This is a genomic window from Streptomyces sp. NBC_01257 (assembly GCF_035917255.1).
Taxonomy (GTDB): Bacteria; Actinomycetota; Actinomycetes; order Streptomycetales; family Streptomycetaceae; genus Streptomyces.
The window spans coordinates 451,144-472,306 of the sequence record NZ_CP108472.1; the positions used below are offsets into that span (position 1 = coordinate 451,144).

Below are 21,163 nucleotides of genomic sequence, written 5' to 3' on the forward strand. Positions count from 1 at the left end.
CCTCGCCTCACTTCAGATGTCGGGAGAAGAACTGGTCTGCGGCGTTGCCTGCGAACTCCGGGACGCCGGTGTGGCCGCCCATGTTCGCGTGCAGCGTCTTCTCCTTCGAGCCGAAGGCGTCGAACAGGTCCAGAGCCGCCTGCCGGTCGTTCCCCTCGTCGTCCCACTGCAGCAGGACGTGCAGCGGAATGGTGACCTGCCGTGCCTCGTCGAACATGGCGCGGGGCACGAAACTCCCGGCGAAGAGAACGGCGGCCTCGATGCGCGGCTCGGCCACGGCCAGCCGGGTCCCGATGGAGATCACTCCGCCCGAGTAGCCGACAGGTCCGCCGATCTCGGGCAGCGACAGGAGGCCGTCCAGTGCCGCCTGCCATTCCGGGACCGCCTTGTCGACCAGCGGGAGGACGAGGGCGTCGACGATCTCGTCGCTGACCGGCTCGCCGGCCTGAACGGCGCGGCGCAGATCGGCGCGGGCCTGTTCGATGGCGGGCCAGCGGGGCCGGTCGCCGCTTCCGGGGAGTTCGATGGTGGCAGCGGCGAAGCCCTGCGCCGCGCAGTGACGGGCCCTGGCCACCAGTCGGGGGTACATCCTGCCCAGCCCGAGGGGAGGGTGTCCCAGCAGGATCAGTGGCGCCGGTGCGGATGACGATACGGGCGTCCACAGGATGCCCGGGATCTCGCCGAGGGTGAACTCGCGCTCGATGAGGCCGTCCTCGTCGAGGCGCTGTTCAGAAGTGAAGTGCATGGTCGTGCCTTTCGGGAGTGCGCTGAACAGGCGCTCCCGGACGACCTATCGCCCGACCGTGACCCCGAAGGAGAGCACCCACGTCGATGTTGCGTTCACGGGTACCACCTCCTCGGTCTCTTGCACGGCCTCCGGGAACGTAGCAGTGGCCGGACCCGCCCGCCAAACGGGTTTCCGGGGCCGCTGTGACGGAGATGCCGCAGTCCCGGTCAGCCGCGGGAGCAGGGAGCGGGTGGGGGTTGGGATGCGGGGCCGGCGGAACCGGGTAACCTCTTTGCCATGTTCTTCAGGACGCCGATTTACGAGTGAGAGCGTGATGGGCCCCTGCTGACGTCCTTCGACGTCGCCGCCCGTCCCCCACCGATGAATCCGTAGATCACTTCACCTCACGACCGGGAGAACCCGTGACCGACAGCAAGAACATCAACAACCCCGTGGGCATGGGCGGCGGTCAGCGCAAGAAGCTGTCCCGCGCCGAGCGGCAGAACAACGGTCCGCACCGCAACCTCGACCGCCAGCAGGCGGCCGACCGGAAGGCGGAGCTCGTACGCAAGATGCGCGAGAAGGCGGACGCGGGCGAGGGCGCCGGGGAGACGGGCGACGACACCACGCAGAGCTGACGCATCGCCGCCGTGGAACGGCACCGCACGGCAGCAGGGCCCGGACCGCATCTCGTGGTCCGGGCCCTGCTGCCGTAGTGGGCGCGGCCGGCCCCGCTGTGGCGGTCCGGGAGGCTCAGTAGGCGTACGGCAGGAGCGGCGGACCCGTCTCGGCGGCCTTCGAGGACGGCCACCGCGCCGTCGAGTACAGCAGGCCGTGCAGACACCCCGGCAGGAGGCGATACGGCCGCGCCGGCCGTGATCCCGGGTGTCGTCACAGCGTGATCGGACCGAGTTCAGTGGCGGTCTGGGCCAGCGCCCGGATAGTGGGGCCGTCAGCGGTGGTGCGCCAGGTGAGGGCCCATTCGAGGGTGGGGGCGTCGTCGAGCGGCAGGAAGACGATGCCGGGGGGCTTGTTGTAGCGGGCGGCGATCTCGCCCAGCGGGTGGACGCAGCGGCCGGCGGCGACCAGAGAGAGGATCTCGTGGAACGTGCGCGCGGCCGGGCCGCGGGGAATGCGGCGGCCGAGAGGGGTGCGGGTGGGGACCATGGAGGCGACCCAGTACTCGGGGGCATCGGGGCCGAGGTCGACCACGTGGTTGTCCGCGAGGTCTTCCAGGGACGCACTGCCGCGTCGGGCGAGCGGGTGGTCCGCGGCCACGGCCAGCACACGGCCTCCGGTGAGCACGGTCGGCCCGACGGTGATGTCCGGTTCGGCGACGGGCAGCCACAGCACGTGCGCGTCGTGCTCTCCGGTGCGCAGAGCGGTGAAGGCGTCGGTGCCGTTGATCTCGCCGAACCGGATGTCGCTGCCGGGGTAACGGGTGCGGAACGCGTCGACGAGGGGCCGCAGTTCGTGTCCGGCGTGGCCGAAGACGCCCAGCCGCAGGGTCCGGCCCGCGGCCGGTCCTGCCGCTTGGGCGCGGGCGAGTCCCGCGTGGAGGAGGTCGAGCGCCTGCTGGAGGTCTTCGCGCAGGCGCCGGCCGACGGGGGTCAGGGCCACACGGCGGCTGGTGCGGTCGAACAGGGCCACGCCGAGCCGGCGTTCCTGTCTGCTGACGGCCTGGCTGACGCGGGCCTGGGACACGTGAAGCCGCTCGGCGGTGCGGCCGAAGTGCAGTTCTTCGGCCAGGGTCAGGAAGATCTCGATGTCACGGAGCTCCATACATAACTCCCAGGTTATGAATAGGTCCACGGACTCTACATTGTTCCGCCGCCGGCCCGAGTCGATGCTGAACACATCACCCACCGGTCAGGCGGCAGCCGCCTGACCGACGCATCGACAAGGCAGGGGCCCCCGATGAGCACTGTGCAGGCCGTGGCCGATCGCTTCGAGATCGGCGCGCTGTGCGCCGAGGTCACCGACGCGGTGATGATGCGCGACTTCGACCGCGTCGCCTCGCTGTTCACACCTGACGGCGCCATGCGATGGCCGCACATCGGCAAGGAGTTCCTCAGCCGTGAGGAGATCCGCGCGGGGATCGAGTGGGGGCAGGGACTGTGGGAGTTCTTCGTTCAGAACATCCACCCCGGCGTCATCCGGCTCGACGGCGACACGGCGACCGGGCGGGTGCACGTCCAGGAGTTCGGGCGGATGCACGACGGCAGCTCGCACCTGAACTACGCCCTCTACCACGACAGTTACCGGCGCACGCTCGACGGCTGGAGATTCAGCGAACGCGTCTACGAGGTGAGATACCTCGACTCCACCCCGCTCACGGGCTCACCGCCCCGGGAGCAGGGGCACCGGCCCGTCTGACGACATCGACGGACACCGACGGTGACCGGGCGCCCGCCCTCCGGCCGCTGCCCCGGGAGGCCCCCGACCGTGCCCTCGGCCCGTCGCCCGTTGATCCGCACCCGTTACCCGAGGCACCGCACCCACTTCTGACAGGACTGGAAGACCACTCATGAACCTCGCTCTCTGGATCGCCACCGGACTGCTGACCGCGGTCGCCCTGGCCGGCGGCATCAGCAAGACCTTCGTCCCCAAGGCGAGACTGGCCGCGCAGCACGGCGGGGAATGGACGCAGGACGCCGGCACCGGCTTCGTCAAGAGCCTCGGGGTCCTCGAAATCCTGGCCGCGATCGGCCTGATCCTGCCTGCCGTGCTCGACATCGCGCCGGTCATGGTCCCGGTGACGGCTACCTGCTGGATCGCCCTCATGATCGGCGCCATGATCACCCACGGCCGTCTCGGCCAGTCCAGACTGGTGCTGCTGAACAGCGTGTACCTCGCGCTTGCGCTCTTCATCGCGTGGGGCCGCTTCGGCCCTTGGTCCTTCGGCGGCTGACGCTCAGCCCCGACGACCCGACGACCTGGCGGCCCGATGGGCCGGACCGCCAGGTCGTCGGGGCTGGTCTCACGGGCCCGCGGCGCTGACCGGTCCTGCTCCGACGTGCTTCGCCCGCCAGGCTGGCGCATGCTGGCAGAAGCAGGGAATCCACAGCAGGGAATCCACCTGTCGGCAAGGGGGCGCCCCCTCGTGGGACCGAGCAACAGCCCAGAACGCCCTGACGGCGCTCATCGGAGCCGGTCCGCTCTGGAGGGCGTCGCGACTGCGATGATGGACGAGCACGGCCGCGTCACCTGGTGGTCGCGGGCGGCGCAGGACATGCTCGGATGGACCACCGCGGACATGGCGGGACAGCCCGCCTCCCGCCTCCTGGCCGAGCCCGGGACGGCCGGGCGTCGCAGCGACGGCGCGGCCCGGTGCCGGGCCCGGCTGCGGCAGCGCTCGGGGCTGGTGGTGGAGGTCGACCTGCTGATCGCGGAGGCGGACGGTTCCGCCGAGCGGCTGGTGCTGATGCTGATGCCCGGCGGGCCGGACGGTACGGACCAGGACCGGGACGTGGCACGCGCGCTCCTCGCGCAGGACGGCATCGGGGTCGCTCAGTTCGACATGGGGCTGGGACTCGTACGGACGAATGCCGCGATGGAGGCCCTGCGCCCGGAGGATGCCGAGGACGACTGGTTGTGCCGGCTCACCGCCCGCGACGGCGGCGGTGCCTCCCGGGCCGCCTTCGAGCTGGTCGCGGCCACCGGAAAGGCCGTCGCCTCCCTCGTCTACGAGGTGGGCCCGCTCGGCCGTGTCACGGCGCTCGCCCTGTCGTGCTTCCGCGTCGACGACCAGTTCGGCACGCCGGTGGGCATCATGGTCGAGGTCTCCAGGGTCACGGACGCGGGTTCACCGCGCCATGCCGACACGTACCGCCAGGCCTTCGAGATCGGGGAGTCGCTCGACGTGGTCCAGGTGGCCGAGGACCTCATGGCGATTCTCGTACCGGCTCTCGGGGACTACGCGACCGTGGACTATCCCGATGACGTCCTGGAGGGCCGCGATCCGGCGCCGGGCTACCCGGGCCAGGTCGCGTCCGCCCCTCGCCGCGTGGCGGTCCGGGCCGCGGACGGGGACTGGCCGTCCCGGCTGATCCAGGTCGGCGAGCCCATCCCGCGCGTCGCGGAGACGCCCGAGATCGCCGCCAAGTCGGTCGGCGGGGTGCTCGCCGCCGACGTGGAGCTGTCCCGGCGGATCCTCGGCGGCGATCCCGCCCTGATGCGCGCCTTCCTGCCCGCGGGCATGCACGATTCGCTCGGCTGCCCGCTGTACCGCGGCGGTCGCTTCTTCGGGTACGCGGCGGTCTACCGCACGAGTACCGCCACGCCCTTCGACGAGACCGACATCAAGCTGATGCACGACCTGTGCGGCCGTACGGCGACGGCCATCGACAACGCCTTCCGGTTCGCCCGCGAACACCAGACAGCCGTGGTCCTTCAGCGCAGTCTGCTGCCCCCGGCGGCAACGAGCAGCACGGCGGCCGAGACGGCCGGCGTGTACCTGCCGGCGGGCGGGGCCGTGAGTGTCGGGGGTGACTGGTTCGACGCCTTCGACCTGTCCTCACTGCGCGTCGGTCTCGTCGTCGGTGATGTCGTGGGGCACGGCCTGGAGGCGGCCGCGACCATGGCGCGCCTGCGTACCGCCGTCCAGACGCTCGCCGACCTGGACCTGCCGCCCGAGGAGCTGCTGACCCGGCTGGACGATCTGGTGCGGCGGATGCAGCGGGAGGCGTCCGAGCCCGACAGCGTGGGCGGCTCGTGTCTGTTCGCGGTGTACGACCCGGTCAGCCGGGTGTGCCAGATGGCCTCCGCCGGGCACCCGCCTCCTGCTCTGATCACACCCGAGGGCGATGTCGGCTTCGTGCCCGTCACACCGGGTCCGCTTCTCGGGGTCGGCGACAACCCTTTCGACGTCATGAGTGTGACGCTGCGGCCGGGGAGCACTCTCGTCATGTACACGGACGGGCTGCTCGGGCGGGATGTCGGACGCGGGTCGGAGCTGCTGAAGACCGCGCTGGCGGAACTGTCCCCGGCCGAAGGCGGTCTGGACTCCCTGGGCAGTTCCCTGCTGGCGCGGATTCCTCATGCGGAGCACCCGCCGGATGACATCACGCTCCTGCTCGCCCGTACCGACGCCGTACCCGAGGGGTCGATGGCGACGTGGGAGTACCCGGCGGATCCGGCCGCCGTTCAGAACGCCCGCGCCCACGTCAACGCCCAGTTGGAGGCGTGGGGACTCGACGAGCTGCTCTTCAGTACGGAGCTCATCGTGAGCGAGCTCGTGACCAACGCCATCCGGTACGCCGGCGGCGGCCCCGTCGTCCTGCGGCTGATCCTCGACCGCGTGCTCGTGTGCGAGGTGTCGGACCCGAGCAGCACCCAGCCCCGGCTGCGCCGCGCGCTCACCACGGACGAGGGCGGCCGCGGTCTCTTCCTCGTCGCCCAGCTGACCACCCGCTGGGGCAGCCGCTATACCGAGCGCGGCAAGACGATCTGGACCGAACAGCCCCTGACGGCGTTCTGAGGACGGTCGTCCTGGACCGGCTCACAGGGGCCGGGGGACGGCGACCCGCTCCCGCCACCCCGGCCCTTCGCCGCGGTCACCCGCCGCTCCGGTGGTTCACCAGCCGATACGCCGCCACTGCTGGCCCGTGCCGCCGTCGGGGGCCTGCTGTTCCACCGCCGCACCATCGGCGGTGGAACCACCGGCTATGCCGAGGGCCTTGCCGCTGCGTACACAGGTGACGGTGACGTAGCCGTCGCCCGCGTCGGCGACCTTCCACTGCTGGCTGGTGCTGTGTTCGGGCGTCCACTGGGTGATCCTGGCACCGGCGTCCGTGGTGCCGCCCCAGACGGCCCAGGTCAGGGGTGTGCTGCCGTGGGTGGTGTAGATCTCGTACCGCTCTCCCCCGACGGGTACGAACCTGAACTGCTGGTTCACGGCCCGGCTCGGGGTGTACTGGATCAGCGCGGTGCCGTTGGCGGTGGAGGCACCGGGGACGTCGACGGCCTTGCCCGTCCTGCGGTTGACCAGCTGGAAGACGGTGTGCTGGGCAGGTGGTGCGACGGACACCGATCCGTTGGCGGGAATGGTGACCTGACTGCTCCACTCCCCGAAGACGACCTCGATCGATCTGCCGGCCGTTCCCCGCAGCGTCGCTCCGGTCACCTGGCCGGCCTTCCAGTGCATGTCGAGCGTGAAGCCGCCTCGTACACCGACTCCGGTGACGGACCCGGCAGCGGCCCACGCGCCCGGGATGGCCGGAAGCAGTTCCACCTGACCGGGGCGGGACTCCACCAGCATCTGGATCATCGCGACGGACGTGCCGTAGTTGGCATCGATCTGGAAGACGGAACTGCTGCCGAAGCTGTACATGTCGAACATGTTGATCGCGCTGCCGTTGCTGAAGTTCACCGAAGGCCTCAGTACGTCCAGAACGAGTTCGTACGCCTTGTCCGCGCGCTTCAGCTTCGACCAGCAGATGGACCGCCAGGCACTGGCCCAGCCGAAGCTGGCCATGCCGCGCGCCTCCAGCAGTCTGGTCGCTCCCGTGACGAGCTCGGCGGGCGAGTGTGTGAGGTCGATACGGTCACCGGGGAAGAGGCCGATGAGCGGGGACAGATGACGGTGCGTCGTCTCCCCGAGGTTGTCGTCGCTCATCCACTCCTCCAGCCATCCGCTGGTGGCACTGACCTCGGGCAGGTACAGCCGGTCCTGGAGCCCGGAGACGGTGGCGGCGTAGGCGGCGTCCTCGGCCAGTGCGGCAGCGGCGGCCCGGTAGTTCCGGAACAGCTGCCAGACCAGTTCCTGCGCGTAGGTGATGCCACGTGCGTCCTGCGGCCCGTGTTCCGGCGACCAGTCGTGGTCGTCGACGAGGACCTGCTTCGTCCCACCTGTTGCGGGGTCGGGCACGCTCACGGTGACGAGCCGCGACTCCCAGAACTCGCAGGCGCCCTTGAGCAGGGGGTAGATCTTCGCCAGGTGCGCCGCGTCCTGGGTGTACTCGTAGTGCTCGTACAGGGAGTTGCACATCCACGCGTTGCCGGCGGGGTGCCACCACCAGCCGTTTCCGCCCCAGATGTTCGTGGAGATCCCCAGGGTCCAGCCGGCCACCTTCCCGGAGGTGTTCCGGAACCGGTTGCGGGAGTCCTGGAAGAGGTCCCGGGTGGTGGCCTGCCAGCCGGGCAGCTGGGCGACGCAGTGGTCGGTGAAGGCGTCGAAGCACTCGGACAGGCCCGCACGGTCGGGGAGCCAGTAGTTCATCTGGACGTTGATGTCGGTGTGGTAGTCGCTCATCCATGCCGGAGCGTTGGTGTCGAGCCACAGGCCCTGGAGGTTGGTGGGCAGGCTGCTCCGGGAACCGCAGATGGTCAGATAGCGGCCGTACTGCAGGTAGGACACTTCCAGTTCCGGGTCGGGCGCGGACCCGTCCGCCGCCCTGGCGGCCAGCCGGGCGGGCGTGGCCATCGCCCGCTGGGCGGTGGTCGACCTGCCCACGTCCACCGTCATGCGCTGCTGGAGCCGCTGGTAGTCGGCCACGTGTGTGGCCAGCAGCGCCGGCCCGCCGGCCGTCGTGGCCCGCGAGGCCTTGGTGCGGGCGACGTCCAGGGGTACGAGCGAGGGGTCCTTGTACGCGACGGACGCGTCCGCCTTGTAGTTGGTGCCGCCGGAGAGGATCAGCAGCACCTCGGTGCAGCCGCTGAACGTGACCTTCGTACCGGACGCCGAGACGGTCCCGCCCGTTCCGGCGGCCTTCACCGCGGTCGCGTACTTCAGGGCGTTCGGCAGCGCGGCCGAGAACGAGGCCTCCGCGGCGCCCGCGTTCGCCGACACCGTCTCGCCACGCGTCCCGGAAAGCGTCATCGATCCCGTGTAGGAGCCACCGCCGCTCTGCGACAGCCGCACCACGATCACGTCGTCGGGGTGGCTCGCGAACACTTCGCGGCGGTACGTCACACCGGCCGCCCGGTACGAGACGGTCACCAGGCCGTTGCTCATGTCCAGCGTGCGGCGGTAGCCGCTGACGGCCCCGGGCGCGTGGGCCGGGATCTCGAGAACGGCCCTGGCCAGCATTCCGAACGTACCGAAGTCGCCCGTGCCGTAGGGGAACTGCCCGTCCGACTGCAGTGCGGCGTTGGCATGGCCGGTCCACAGCGTCGCGTCCGTCAGGATCAGCGCGTCGCGGGCGGGGCCACCGGTGGCCAGCGCCCCCAGCCTGCCGTTGCCGAGGGGCAGTCCCTCCTCGACACTGCGGGCCTCGGCACCGGGCTCGGTGTACCAGAGCGTCACCGCGTCGCTCTCGGGCACCAGCGACAGCGCATGAGGACGCGTCACCGCGGCGGCGTTCGTGGTGAACTCCGGCAGCGACGACAGTGCGACCAGCGCGGTCATCGACGCTGCCGCGCGCAGTACGCCGCGGCGGGACATACCGCCCTGGTCCTGGGCGGTGGGCTGAGCGGGTGTACGACGGGACATGGGCTGCGGCTCCTTCTGGGGCAGCGGTGCTCGAATCGTGGGGGTACGGCGGCCGCAAGGCGGCCGCCTGGGCAGAAGTGCAGTGGCACGGGGGCGTCCTGTCAATGGCTGCGACAGAATTTCCTATACGATCGTCACGGATCGAAATCAGCGACACATCGCCTCCCTGGATCCGGACAGCCGAGTCCCAACACCTTCACCAACTGGTGTCAAATATGCTGATAAACCATCGAGTTGAGGCCACCGAGGCGCAGGCAGCAAACGAATCACGCCATAGGTCTTGACGCGAGGCATCAGCCGGTCAACCATCACCTCATCAAATTTCCTATTTGATTCTGAAGGTGGTGGTGGAGATGCGTCTCCCGATCAGAGCTGTGATGCCCGGCGTTCTCACCCTCGCCGTTCTCCTGGCGTCCTCCGCGTGCACGGTGAAGACCTCGGGCGAACCGTCGGACGAGCGGCCCAGGGCGACCGGCAAGGCCGGTCACGGCGGCGCGGAGCTCGCCGACGGGTCGGGCACCGAGGTGGCGCTCGTCCCGGGTGGGGCCCACCCGTACTTCCAGCCGTGGAAGAAGGCCGGAGCCGCCGCCGAGAAGGCGTACGGCCTCGGCGACGTGGCGTTCGACGAAACAGCCGAATGGGACCAGCAGAAGCAGAACAACCTGCTGTCCACGCTCGCCGCGCGTGGCTACAACGCCTTCGGCGTGTTCGGGGTGTCGCCGACCGACATCAACACCACGTTCGCCGACCTGAAGTCGCAGGGGCTGACCGTGGCCTCGCTCGGCTCGTGTCCCGCCGGCGGGAAGAACGAGGCCGAGTTCTGCCTGTCGACGAACGTCGAACTCGCCGCGTACAAGGCGGCGCGGGCCGCCATCGGAGCCATGGGCGGCAAGGGCACGCTGGTTCACCTCACCGGGAACAACGTCGACGCCAACACCCAGTTGAGGATGAAGGGCGTCTCCAAGGCAGTGTCCGAGACCGGCGGCAAGGTCAGACTGCTCCAGACCATCACGGACATCGACAAGGACCTCCAGACCGCGCAGAAGGCGGTCTCGGACCTTCTCGCGGCCAAGGGCAGCAAGATCCAGGGCATCGTCGCCACCGCGTACAACCCGGCGGTGGCCGCCGCCGACGCGGTCAGGAGCGCCGGTTCGCCTGCCAAGGTCGTCGCCATCGACGACGACGCCAAGATCCTCGGCTCGATCCGGAAGGGAACGGTCACCGCCACCGTCGTGCAGAACCCGGTCGCCCAGGCGGACATCGGAGCGTGGGCACTCGCCCTGCTGCAGACCGGACAGTGCACCGTCCGCGAGCCCGGACAGATCGTGGACTCCGGCTCCTTCGTCGTCACCGAGTCCAATGTCGACACCTACGACAACGCCCGGAAGGCCAAGACCGAGCAGCTCAGGAAGCAGTTCGCGGACCAGGTCCTCACCTGCGGCTGAAGCCGCCGCCGGCCCTCAAGAAATCGGACGTCGCACGATGAGCATCATCACGACCGCCACGGCCCTGCTGGCGGATATCGCCGTGGAGACGGACCGCACCGACGCGGTGCAGTCCTTCGTCAAGCAGGAGACCATTCTCGTCGAGATCACCTCCGCGGACGGTCTCCACGCAACCGGCTACGCCTACACCATCGGGACCGGAGGCTCCTCCGTCCTGGCCCTGCTCCAGGACCATCTCCTCCCCCTCCTCGTCGGGCAGGACGCCCGCAACGTCGAGGGGCTCTGGCAACGGCTCTTCACCACCACCCGGTCGACCACCACCGGAGCGATCACCTCCCTGGCACTCGCCGCGGTGGACACCGCGCTGTGGGACCTGCGCTGCAAGCGCGCCGGGGAACCCCTGTGGCGGCTCGCGGGCGGTCATCGCCGCGAAGTACCCGTCTACGACACCGAGGGCGGCTGGCTGCACCTGAGCCCCGACGACCTGGTCAAGTCCGCGCTCCGGGCGCAGGAGGCCGGCTGGGCGGGCGTCAAGATCAAGGTGGGCAAGCCGGACGTCGCCGAGGACGCGGAGCGGCTGCGCGCCGTACGCGAGGCCGTGGGCCCGTCGTTGCACATCATGACCGACGCCAATCAGTCGCAGACCGTCTCCTCCGCGCTCCGGCTGGCATCGGCGCTCGAACCCTACGCGCCGTACTGGCTGGAGGAGCCGCTGCCGGCCGACGACCTCGGCGGCCACGCGCAGCTGGCGCGGGCCACCAGGATCCCGATAGCCGTCGGCGAGTCCATGTACTCGATCATGCAGTTCCGCACCTACCTGGAGAACCGGGCCGCCTCCGTCGTGCAGGTGGATGCCGCCCGCATCGGCGGGATCACTCCGTGGCTGAAGGTCGCGCACCTGGCGGAGAGCCACAACGTGATGGTCTGCCCGCACTTCCTGATGGAGCTGCACGTGAGTCTGGCCGCCGCGGTGCCCAACGGGCACTTCGTCGAGTACATCCCGCAGCTGCGTGCCGTGACCCGCACCGAACTGGCCGTGCGGGACGGCATGGCCGTCGCGCCCGACGAGCCGGGCATCGGCATCGACTGGGACATGGACGCCATCGACAACCGGAGGGTGTCGTGACTCCGCCCGTCGCTCCACCGCTCCTCGATCCGGAGACCGAGGCGCCGCGGGCCGCCGCGCGCACCCCGCACAAGCTGCCGTTCTGGGTGAACCAGCGCCTCGGCCTGCTCGTGCTCACCCTCGCCCTGTGCGCGCTGTTCGGTGTACTGCGCCCCGCCTTCCTGGACGAACGGCTCGTGCTCTTCCCCCTGCTGCGCGACATCGCGACCCTGACCGTGGTGGCGCTCGCGCAGATGGTGGCCCTGTCCGTCGGACACATGAACCTGGCCGTCGGCCGCATGGCCGCCTTCGGGGCCCTGTTCGCCGGGTTCGGATACGACCGGCTCGGCCTGCCGCTGCCGCTCGGCCTCCTGTTGTGCCTGTTCGCCGGCGCGGCCATCGGCGCCCTGACCGGCTGGATCATCGCCCGCACCGGGGTGAGTTCGTTCGTGGTGACCCTGGCCATGGACTTCGCACTGCTGGGGCTGGTGTCGCTGCTGTACTCGGCTCTCACGGAGAACGCGGCGTTCACCACCAGGCCGTCGGGCCTGGCCGAGCTCCGGTCGTACTCACTGGCCGACATCTGTGCCGGCCCGGTGTGCGGATCACCCGCCGTACCCCAGATGATCCAGTTCACCGTGCTCGCGCTGGCCGCTCTCGGCTTCCTCTACGGATGCACCCGGCTCGGCCGGGAGCTCCTGCTCACCGGCGCCAACCCGGCGGCGGCGGAGCTGTCCGGCATCCCCACGGGCCGCCGCATCGTCCTGGCCCACGCCCTGTCGGGACTGCTGGCCGCCCTGGCCGGCTTCATGGCCGCCGTCGGCACCGGAACCTTCCGCGCCTCCCTCGGTGACGACTTCATGCTGCCGTCGTTCCTGGGCGCGGTGCTCGGCGGGACGCTGCTCACCGGCGGGGTCGTCTCGGTCATCGGCGCACTGCTGGGCACCTCCCTGGTCGGCGTCATCCGCAAGGGCCTCGACCTGCTCGGAGTGGGCCTCGAAAGCCTGAACATCTACCTCGGCTGCGTACTGCTGCTGGCTCTGTCGGCCGACCGCGTGCGCACGGTCGTGTCCTATCGCAAGGTGGTGCGCTCCACATGACCACGATCTACGAACGGGGAGCCCGGGCCGGCTCGGCCCTGCGCCGCTTCTCCCGCTCGACCACGACAACGCTGCTGGGTGTGGCGGTGGTCGGCTACGTGGCTCTGGGCGTGGCCTCGTCCGGCTCCTTCTTCGAAGGGCCCTCCGTACGCACCTTCCTGCAGTACCTGGCCACTCCGATCCTCATCGGCCTCGCCCAGATGGTCGCGTTGTGTGTGGGCCAGCTCAACCTGGCGGTCGGTGCCCTCGGCGGGTTCAGTGCCTGCCTGATGGGCGTGCTGATGGCGGACAACGGTGTCCCGGCGCCTGTCGCCGCCGCGGTGGGTGTGCTGACGGCGGCCCTCGTCGGCCTGGTGACCGGCGTGTTCATCGTGGCGACGAGGATCAACGGGTTCATCGTCACGCTCGGCACGATGACGATCCTGCTGGGCGCGCAGTACCGGCTGGCCGGCACCCGCACCGTCGACGGCTACTCCGAGACCCTCAAGGACCTCGGCAGGGCGGCCCCGTTGAACCTTCCGCTGGTGTTCCTGGTCGCGCTCGCCTCGGCCGTCCTGCTCACCGCCTTCATGTACCGCACCGTCGCGGGACGCCGTCTCCTCGCGGCCGGCGGCAACCCGCTCGCCGCCAGGCTGTCCGGCATCTCCACCGACCGGCAGATCGTGCTCGCCCACACCGTCTCCGGCCTGCTGGTCGGCGTGGCCGCGCTGACGGCGACCGCCTCCCTGCCGGGTGTCAACCGGAGCGTCGGCGGCGACTGGCTGCTGCCGAGCTTCGCCGCACCCATCATCGGCGGCGTGGCCCTGGTCGGCGGCAGTGTCGCGGTGCTCGGCACGGTGCTGGCGGCCTTCGTGATGCGGCTGATCGATGCCGCCCGGGCCCAGTTCTCCCTCGATCCGAGCTGGGTGAACTTCCTCATCGGACTGGTCGTGCTCGGCACCGTGGTCGGTGGGCGGATGCACCAGACCCATCTGGAGAAGAAGGGCAGGGAACAGCGGCGTATCCCGGCCGTGCCGGTGGAAACCGGCCGCGGGACGGACGCCGCCCTGCCGAGCGCGGGAGGCGCACGATGAACGACGTTCTGCTGGACTGCCGGGGCATCGTCAAGGTCTTCCCCGGTGTACGCGCCCTGGACGGCGTCGGACTGCGTCTGACGGCCGGCTCGGTGCATGCCCTGCTGGGTGAGAACGGTGCGGGCAAGTCCACCCTGATCAAGGTCCTGACCGGTGTGCACTCCCCCGACGGCGGCCAACTCCTGTGGCAGGACCGGGAGGTGCACCTGCGCTCGCCGCTGGAGGCCACCCGCACCGGCATCGGTGTCGTCCACCAGGAACGCAACCTCGTCCCCGGCTTCTCGGTCGCCGAGAACATCACCCTGCAGAGCCCTCCCTCGCGCCGCGGGCTCATCGACCGTGACGCCATGACGGAGCCGGCGCTCACGTGCCTGTCCGAACTCGGCCTGGACATCGATCCTCATCGGCCCGTCCGCGAACTCTCGGTGGCACAGCAGCAGTTGGTGGAGATCGCCAAGGCGCTCCACACCGAGAGCAGGGTGCTGCTTCTCGACGAGCCGACGGCCTCGCTCTCGCCGCAGGAGGCTGAGCGGCTGTTCGAGGTGGTCCGGCGGCTGGCCGCCAGGGGCACCTGTGTCGTCTTCGTCAGCCACAAGCTCGAAGAGGTCTTCGCCATCTGCGACACCGTCACGGTGCTCCGCGACGGCCGGTCCGTACTGGAGTCGTCGCCACTGGCCGGTCACACGCACGACGACGTGGTCGGCCTGATGGTGGGCCGTGCCCACTCCGCCACGGAGATGGAACCCCGCACCGTCGACGCCTCCGCGCCGCCGGTGCTCTCGCTCGACCGGCTCGCGACCGCCGACGGGCACGAGGACATCTCCCTGGACGTGCGTCCCGGCGAGATCGTCGGTCTGTACGGTCTGGTGGGAGCCGGCCGCAGTGAGCTCGTGAAGGCGGTCCTGGGCCTGGAACGGTGCACGGGTGGTGAGATCCGGGTGCATGGACAGGCTGCCCGGATCAGCTCTCCGCGGCAGGCGCTCCACCGGTACGGGATCGGATACCTCACCGAGAACCGCAAGGAGGAGGGCGTCTTCCTCGAACAGCCCATCCACCGGAACATCACGGTGACGGTCTGGAGCAAGCTGGCCGGGGCGCTGGGTTTCGTCTCGGCGCGCAAGGAGCGCGACATCGCGCAGGACCTGGTCGACCGGCTGGGAATCCGCGTCTCCGGACTCGCGCAGAACGCCGGTGAACTCTCCGGGGGCAACCAGCAGAAGGTGAGCCTGGCGAAGTGGCTCGCTGCCGACACACGTCTGCTCATCGTCGACGAGCCGACCGTCGGCGTCGACGTCCGCACCAAGCACGCCTTCCACGAGCTGCTGTGGGACCTGGCCCGCCGCGGGCTGCCCATCCTGCTCATCAGCAGCGACCTCGCAGAAATGATCACACTCGCGGACCGGGTCGTCGTGATGGCCGATCACCGGATCCGCGGGGAGGTCGCCAACGACCGGGACTACGAGAGCATGAGCGGGCAGATCATCCGCATCATCCACGACCGGGCGGACTCCGCAGTCGCTTCGAAGGCCGATGCCCGATGAAGCGCGTGGCCCAGGTGATCCGGGTCCGTCCGGAGAGGCTCGACGAGTACCGCGATCTGCACCGCCGGGTCCCGCAGCCGGTTCTGGACCGGCTGCGGGCCAGTCACATCGCGAACTACTCGATCCATCTGCTCGGCGACCGGCTCTTCGCCTACTTCGAGTACCACGGCGACGACCTGGCCGCCGACCTCGCCCTCATGGCCGCGGACGACGCGACGCAGGCGTGGTGGCGGCTGACCGATCCGTGCCAGGAGCCGGTCCCCGAAGCCGCGCCCGGGGAGCACTGGGCGTCGATGGAGCAGGTGTTCCTCATGGAGTGACCGCCCCGGACCCCACGCTCCCCCGACTCGCCCACCTCGTCCCCTCCCCCTCACCGAACCAGGACGTCAGCCATGCCCAGCGATCTCGGGAGACAGCCGCTCGGCGGCAGCAGCACGTGGACATCGCCGCTCGCCTTCGGCGCGGCGACCCTCGGCAACCTCTTCACCGAAACGACGGACGACCAGGCGGCAGCCACGGTCGAAGCGGCCTGGAACCACGGCATCCGGTCGTTCGACACGGCACCGCACTACGGTCTGGGACTGTCCGAACGCCGCCTCGGTGCCGCGCTGCGCCTCCGGCCGCGCGCCGAGTTCACCCTCTCCACCAAGGTCGGACGCCTCCTGGATACCGCGGCGGGGCTGCGCGGCTCCGACCTGGAGAACGGCTTCGCCGTCCCGTCCACGCACCGGAGGGTGTGGGACTTCACGGCCGACGGCGTGCGCCGCAGTCTGGAGGACAGCCTGGTCCGCCTCGGCCTGGACCATGTGGACATCGTGTATCTGCACGACCCGGACGACCATGCGGAACAAGCCCTCGACGAGGCGTATCCGGCCCTCGAACGACTCCGCGCGGAAGGCACGGTGAAGGCCATCGGCCTGGGCATGAACCAGCCCCGCCTGCCGTCCCGCTTCGTACGCGAGACGGACATCGATGTGGTGCTGCTCGCCGGTTGCTACACGCTGCTGGACCGGAGCGGCCTCCGGGAGCTGTTGCCGCTCGCCGCGGGACGAGGTGTCTCGGTCGTGGCCGGAGGTGTCTTCAACTCGGGGCTGCTCGCCGCGCCCGGGCCTCTGGCGACCTACGGCTACCGGACGGCGGCGCCGGACATGCTGAAGCGCGCGCTGGCCCTGCAGAGGGTCTGCGAGGGACACGGGGTGCCTCTGCGGGCGGTCGCGGCACGTTTCCCCCTCGGTCACCGCGCTGTCGCGTCGGTGCTGCTCGGACTGCGCAGCGCGGAGGAGGTGGCGGACGCCGTCGGACAGTTCCGCCGCCCGCTGCCGGACGCCCTGTGGCAGGACCTGCGCGCGGAGGGTCTGCTTGCCGCGGATGTTCCGGTCCCGAACGGCACACCGGCCGTCCCTCGTGACGGCCGGTCCGATCACATGGATCACCCATGACCTCGGCGTTCACCACCGCCCCGATGCCGCTTGGCTAAACTGCGGCTGTCCCGAGAAACCCGAGCAACAGGAGAACGGATGCCACCGCAGGACCGTTCTGCAGGCAGGCTCAAGGACTCGGACGGAGAGACAGGGTCCGCGCCCCCTGCCAGGCAGGTGCTCTCCGACAGCGTCTACGAGGACATCAAGGCGAAGGTCATGGACCATGAGATCGCGCCGGGTGCCCGCGTCGGCATCGACGCCCTCTCGCGGACCCTGGGCGTGTCCCCGACACCCGTACGTGAGGCCCTGGCCCGCCTCGAAGCCGACGGCCTGGTGGTGAAGCGGTCGCTCTCGGGATACCGCGCCACCGAGTTGCTGACGCGGCAGGGCGTTGAGGAACTCTTCGAGATGCGCCTGCTGTTGGAGCCCAGGGCCACGGAACTCGCGGCGGCGAACGCCACCGAGGAGGAGCTCGACACCATCGAGCAGATCGTGGAGGAGATGCAGACGCTCCCGGGGCCGACGGGCCGGTACGCGGACTACCGCGACTTCGCCGCCCTGGACCAGCGCTTCCACGACGCCATCGCCGCCGCGTCGCACCGGCCGCTGCTCGCCGCCGCGGTCGAACGGCTCCACTCGCATCTGCACGTCTTCCGGCTCACCCATGTCGAACTCGCCGGAAATCCGACACTGGCCGAACACGAGAACATCGTGCGCGCCATACTCCGCAGACGGGCCGACCGCGCCGCGGCCGCCATGACGGAGCATCTCACTCGCAGTCTGCAACGTCAGCTGAGCCACGGGAACGAGTCGTAGCGTCAGCTGAGCCATGACGCCGGGTCGTGGTGTCGGCCGAGCCCGGGACCGAGTCCCGGGGAAGCGGTTCGTCAGCCGTCATGGCCTGCCGGCTCCCACGCGGCCCGCGCACCGTCCACCGTCCTCGGTCAGAGCGTGAGCATCGCCTCGGCGACCTCGCCGACCGCCGCGTCGGGGATCGCGGTGGCGGCCTCTTCGAGGACGAGCAGGCGTGCCCCGGGGATCTCGCGCGCGAGCGCCTCGCCGTTGCCGACGGGGAAGAACGCGTCGCGGCGGCCGTGGACGACGAGTGCGGGGACACCGATCCCGGACAGGCGCTCACGCCAGCGGGGCGTGCAGTCGAGCCTGGAGAAGACCATGCCCATCTGGTTGGCCATCTGGACCGGGGGCGCGGTGCCGGGTGTGCGGTCCCAGACGCGCGCGGCGACCGCGCGCGCGGCGGCGGGGTCGTTGCCGAGGATCTCGGCGCCGGCGGCGGCGAACTCCGCGACCGCGTCGCGGTCGGTCCAGTCGGGCATCGGGCGCGCGAACAGCCGGCGCATCGTCGCCCGGTCATGGTCGGGAAGGTCGTCGTCGGGCGGCCCGGGGGCGACCGCACGGGTGCCTACGAGGGTGAGTGCCGAGAACGCGCCCGGATGGTCCAGCACGGCCACCTGAGCGACCATCCCGCCGACGCCGGTCCCCGCGATGTGCGCGGGCCCGTCGCCGAGCGCTTCGACGAGGGCCGCCGCGTCGGTGGCGAGGTCGCGCAGGGTGTAGGCGGGCGTCTCCGGATCCGCCGTCGTGGACTCCCCGCTGTCGCGCAGGTCGTAGCGGACCACACGTCGCCCGCCGGCGGCGAGGCGCTCGCAGAGCGCGTCGGGCCAGGAGAGCATCGTGGTCCCGCCGACGAGCAGGACGAGCGGCGCGTCGTCGTCGCCGAACGACTCGACGCCCAAGGCGATTGCATGGACGTGGACAATGGTCATCGGATCACCGGAAGTCGTCGTGGGCCGGGTGCGTCGCGGTCGATGCCGAGATTACGCTCCGCCGCACCGACGCGTGCGGAGCTGCGCCGCTGCGCGGTGGTGTCCCGGAGATCCCGGTCCGGCGCAGAGCAGGGAACGGGCCCCGGACGGGCTGCCGGCCGGCCTCAGCGACGCACCCTGAACTTCAGGTGCAGTACGCGGTCGCCCTGGACGACCACGTCGGGATCCTCCAGCAGCTGCTGCCCGTCGATGCCGCCGAAGAAGCGCTTGCCCGAACCGAACACCACCGGCACCACGTCCATCGCCACTTCGTCCACGAGGCCGGCCGCGAGGATCTGGCCGCCCACCTCACCGGCGTTGACGGCGACGACTCGGTCTCCGGCGAGTTCCTGGGCCTTGTGGATCGCGGCTTCCACGTCGCCGACGAAGTGGTACGACGCCTCGGGGTGCCAGCCCTCGGGCTTGGGCCGGTGGGAGACCACGACCACGTGGTCGCCCGCGGGCGGCCGGCCCTCCCAGCCGTTCACCAGGTCGAACAGGTGCCGGCCCATCACGATCGTGCCGATCGCCTCCCACATCGGCCGGACGTACTCCGCCGACGCGCGCGAGACCCTGAAGCCTCCTCCGCCTTCGGAGTGGTCGTACTCCTGGTCCCGGTCGCCGCTGCCTTCGGTGAGCGGGGTGTCCCCGCTGAAGTACCAGTCGTGGAGCGGCCCCACGTCGTCGTTCTTGTCGGCGATGAACCCGTCCACCGACACCACGTTGTGCATGATCACTGTGCCCACGGGGTTCTCCTCGACTCGGCGGCTCTGTTTGCCGCTGGTTGTGTCGCCGCTGGTCACCGCTTGCCTCCGCATGAGCGGCTGCCTCCGATGATGCGGCCCTGCGGGCGGCCGCGCTTGTAAGAAATCAATCGGCGGGCATCGGGCCGTCGTCCGGCGGGAACTCCTGCTCGGCCGGGATCCGGCGCCGCAGCGCCAGGTACTCCGTCGGCGTGTGGCCGGTGAAGTCCTTGAACTCCTTGCTGAAGTGGGCCTGGTCGAAGTAGCCCGCCGTGAGAGCGAGTTCCGTCCAGTCGACGGGGCGCAGCACGTCCACGGACAGGATCAGACGTGCGAACCGGTAGATGCGGGCGACCTTCTTCGGCGTGACCCCGACGTGAGACTTGAACTGCGCGGCCAGGTGGTTGCCGCTCACGCCTGCGGCATCGCTCAGCGCGGCGACCGGGACCGCGCCGCAGGACGCCTCCAGCCACCCTCCCGAGTGCCGGACGAGATCGAGACCGCGTGGCGGCGTCCCGACGAACCGCGACCGCAGTTCCTCCTCCAGGACCCGCAGCGTCTCGGCGGCCGAGGTGGCCTCGCCGGCCTGGTTGCGGATCCGGTCCACCGACCGCTGCCAGACGGAGTCGACGGGCACCCATCGGTCCCGTAGCTCGGTCGCGGGCACGTCGACGAACGGCGACATGCCCCAGGGCTTGAAGTGCACTCCGACGAGCCGTACCCGTGTGGGGTACTCGTAGAGGAATCGCCTGGTCCACAGCCCCATGAACAGTCCGTCGGTCAACGATGTCGGCGAGACCGCGGGGTCCGAGTCCCACAGGCGGGCCGGGTCGCCCAGGTTGATGAGCAGGTGCGTCGACGGCATCGGCGGAACGACCGTCCGGCGGTGGCCCGGCACCCCGGTCAGGCAGTAGATGTCGTCGATGAACCGGTCCAGCGGCGGCGCAGGCACCCGGCCGACGTACTCCATGCACTCAGTATCGCGGACGACGGTTCGGACGACCTCATGGACGACGCGCATCCGCCGCGGGCTGCACCGGCCACGGACCGGTCACCAGGCGTCCCAGTGCAGGACCTGTTCGCGCGGGATGCGCCGGGCGGGGCGGAAGTCGGTGCCGACGGTGTGGGCGACCGGGATGAAGGCGGCCTGCATCACCTCTCCGTACGGGATGCCGAGCACCTCTGCGAACTCCCGCTCCAGCGGCAGGTTCCCGGTCGTCCACACGGTTCCGAGGCCGCGCTCGCGGGCGGCCAGCATGAAGCTCCACGCGGCGGGGAGGATCGACCCCCAGGTGCCGGCCTGGTGGGTGACCGAGAGGCCCTCGGTGCGTCCCTCGACGCAGGGGATGACGTAGGCGGGCACCTCGTGCAGATGCCGGTACAGGTGCTCGACACCCGTGTACACCCGCCCCATCACGCCCGGCGCGACCTCGGCCCGGCGCACGTCCCGTGCGGGCAGCGGCTGGTGGGCCTCCGGGACGCTCAGGCTCGCCCGCCACAGGTCGGCGAGAACGGCCCGGCGGCCCGGGTCGGTGACGATGACGAAGTGCCAGCGCTGCCGGTTGCGGCCGGTGGGGGCCTGGACCGCGAGGTCGACGCACTCCTCCAGGAGGGCGCGGGGCACCGGCCGGGTCAGGTCGAGCCGGTGGCGGACGGCCCGGGTGGTGGAGAGCAGGGTGTCGGAAGCAAGACCGAGGTTCATGCGTTGAGCCTCGTACGGCCCGGACGGGCGGGGGAAGTCCGGGCTTCCACTG

General features: G+C 70.5%; 19 protein-coding genes. 12 read left to right on the forward strand and 7 right to left on the reverse strand.

The features are described 5' to 3' along the window. Window positions 1-7 precede the first annotated feature (7 nt). Window positions 8-745 carry a dienelactone hydrolase family protein gene (locus tag OG408_RS01970; RefSeq protein WP_326667756.1) on the reverse strand — a complete coding sequence of 246 codons (738 nt, stop codon included), beginning with the start codon at window positions 743-745 and terminating at the stop codon, window positions 8-10. Window positions 746-1,149: 404 nt separating this feature from the next. On the opposite strand from OG408_RS01970, the gene OG408_RS01975 reads away from it, so the two are divergent. Continuing rightward, complete coding sequence (locus tag OG408_RS01975; protein ID WP_266787563.1) at window positions 1,150-1,365, forward strand: DUF6243 family protein; 216 nt, start codon at window positions 1,150-1,152, stop codon at window positions 1,363-1,365. A gap of 253 nt (window positions 1,366-1,618) precedes the next feature. Here the strand turns inward: OG408_RS01975 and OG408_RS01980 are convergent, their stop codons facing one another. Beyond that, the gene (locus tag OG408_RS01980) at window positions 1,619-2,509 is read right to left on the reverse strand and encodes a LysR family transcriptional regulator (protein ID WP_266787561.1); all 891 of its coding nucleotides are present in this window, start codon (window positions 2,507-2,509) and stop codon (window positions 1,619-1,621) included. A gap of 135 nt (window positions 2,510-2,644) precedes the next feature. On the opposite strand from OG408_RS01980, the gene OG408_RS01985 reads away from it, so the two are divergent. The 3 genes from OG408_RS01985 (at window position 2,645) to OG408_RS01995 (ending at window position 6,206) form a co-directional block, all read left to right on the forward strand. Next, window positions 2,645-3,103, forward strand: coding sequence for a nuclear transport factor 2 family protein (locus tag OG408_RS01985; RefSeq protein WP_326667759.1), 459 nt, complete (start codon window positions 2,645-2,647; stop codon window positions 3,101-3,103). 151 nt (window positions 3,104-3,254) lie between these two features. Beyond that, window positions 3,255-3,638, forward strand: coding sequence for a DoxX family protein (locus OG408_RS01990; protein ID WP_326667760.1), 384 nt, complete (start codon window positions 3,255-3,257; stop codon window positions 3,636-3,638). Between the two features lie 270 nt (window positions 3,639-3,908). Then, complete coding sequence (locus OG408_RS01995) at window positions 3,909-6,206, forward strand: ATP-binding SpoIIE family protein phosphatase (protein ID WP_326667763.1); 2,298 nt, start codon at window positions 3,909-3,911, stop codon at window positions 6,204-6,206. A gap of 96 nt (window positions 6,207-6,302) precedes the next feature. Here the strand turns inward: OG408_RS01995 and OG408_RS02000 are convergent, their stop codons facing one another. Next, on the reverse strand, window positions 6,303-9,158 hold the full coding sequence (locus OG408_RS02000) for a glycosyl hydrolase family 95 catalytic domain-containing protein (RefSeq protein ID WP_326667764.1): 2,856 nt from the start codon (window positions 9,156-9,158) through the stop codon (window positions 6,303-6,305). Between the two features lie 353 nt (window positions 9,159-9,511). On the opposite strand from OG408_RS02000, the gene OG408_RS02005 reads away from it, so the two are divergent. From OG408_RS02005 to OG408_RS02040, 8 genes are all read left to right on the forward strand, one after another. Further along, window positions 9,512-10,603 (forward strand): substrate-binding domain-containing protein, encoded by a 1,092-nt coding sequence (locus tag OG408_RS02005; RefSeq protein ID WP_326667765.1) that lies wholly within the window; start codon window positions 9,512-9,514, stop codon window positions 10,601-10,603. Between the two features lie 37 nt (window positions 10,604-10,640). Next, entirely contained in the window at window positions 10,641-11,729 is a 1,089-nt protein-coding gene (locus OG408_RS02010; protein WP_285563953.1) for a mandelate racemase/muconate lactonizing enzyme family protein, read from the forward strand. After that, the gene (locus OG408_RS02015; RefSeq protein ID WP_442805997.1) at window positions 11,726-12,808 is read left to right on the forward strand and encodes an ABC transporter permease; all 1,083 of its coding nucleotides are present in this window, start codon (window positions 11,726-11,728) and stop codon (window positions 12,806-12,808) included. Before OG408_RS02010 ends, OG408_RS02015 begins: the two co-directional genes overlap by 4 nt. Beyond that, window positions 12,805-13,881, forward strand: coding sequence for an ABC transporter permease (locus OG408_RS02020; protein WP_326667766.1), 1,077 nt, complete (start codon window positions 12,805-12,807; stop codon window positions 13,879-13,881). Before OG408_RS02015 ends, OG408_RS02020 begins: the two co-directional genes overlap by 4 nt. Beyond that, a complete protein-coding gene (locus OG408_RS02025) occupies window positions 13,878-15,422 on the forward strand; it encodes a sugar ABC transporter ATP-binding protein (protein WP_326667767.1) in 1,545 nt (514 codons plus the stop codon). Before OG408_RS02020 ends, OG408_RS02025 begins: the two co-directional genes overlap by 4 nt. Then, window positions 15,419-15,742, forward strand: coding sequence for an L-rhamnose mutarotase (locus OG408_RS02030; protein WP_266787543.1), 324 nt, complete (start codon window positions 15,419-15,421; stop codon window positions 15,740-15,742). The genes OG408_RS02025 and OG408_RS02030 overlap by 4 nt, the downstream gene beginning before the upstream one ends. Before the next feature lie 72 nt (window positions 15,743-15,814). Beyond that, the gene (locus OG408_RS02035) at window positions 15,815-16,861 is read left to right on the forward strand and encodes an aldo/keto reductase (RefSeq protein ID WP_326667768.1); all 1,047 of its coding nucleotides are present in this window, start codon (window positions 15,815-15,817) and stop codon (window positions 16,859-16,861) included. A 78-nt stretch (window positions 16,862-16,939) separates the two neighbouring features. Beyond that, complete coding sequence (locus OG408_RS02040; protein ID WP_326667769.1) at window positions 16,940-17,659, forward strand: GntR family transcriptional regulator; 720 nt, start codon at window positions 16,940-16,942, stop codon at window positions 17,657-17,659. A 128-nt stretch (window positions 17,660-17,787) separates the two neighbouring features. Here the strand turns inward: OG408_RS02040 and OG408_RS02045 are convergent, their stop codons facing one another. The 4 genes from OG408_RS02045 to OG408_RS02060 all read right to left on the reverse strand — a co-directional run bounded on the left by OG408_RS02045 (window position 17,788) and on the right by OG408_RS02060 (window position 21,111). Then, on the reverse strand, window positions 17,788-18,627 hold the full coding sequence (locus tag OG408_RS02045; protein ID WP_326667770.1) for an alpha/beta fold hydrolase: 840 nt from the start codon (window positions 18,625-18,627) through the stop codon (window positions 17,788-17,790). Window positions 18,628-18,791: 164 nt separating this feature from the next. Next, the gene (locus tag OG408_RS02050) at window positions 18,792-19,412 is read right to left on the reverse strand and encodes a dihydrofolate reductase family protein (RefSeq protein WP_266787525.1); all 621 of its coding nucleotides are present in this window, start codon (window positions 19,410-19,412) and stop codon (window positions 18,792-18,794) included. 124 nt (window positions 19,413-19,536) lie between these two features. After that, window positions 19,537-20,379, reverse strand: coding sequence for a helix-turn-helix domain-containing protein (locus tag OG408_RS02055; RefSeq protein ID WP_266787523.1), 843 nt, complete (start codon window positions 20,377-20,379; stop codon window positions 19,537-19,539). 81 nt (window positions 20,380-20,460) lie between these two features. Then, a complete protein-coding gene (locus OG408_RS02060; RefSeq protein ID WP_266787521.1) occupies window positions 20,461-21,111 on the reverse strand; it encodes a nitroreductase family protein in 651 nt (216 codons plus the stop codon). Window positions 21,112-21,163 lie beyond the last annotated feature (52 nt).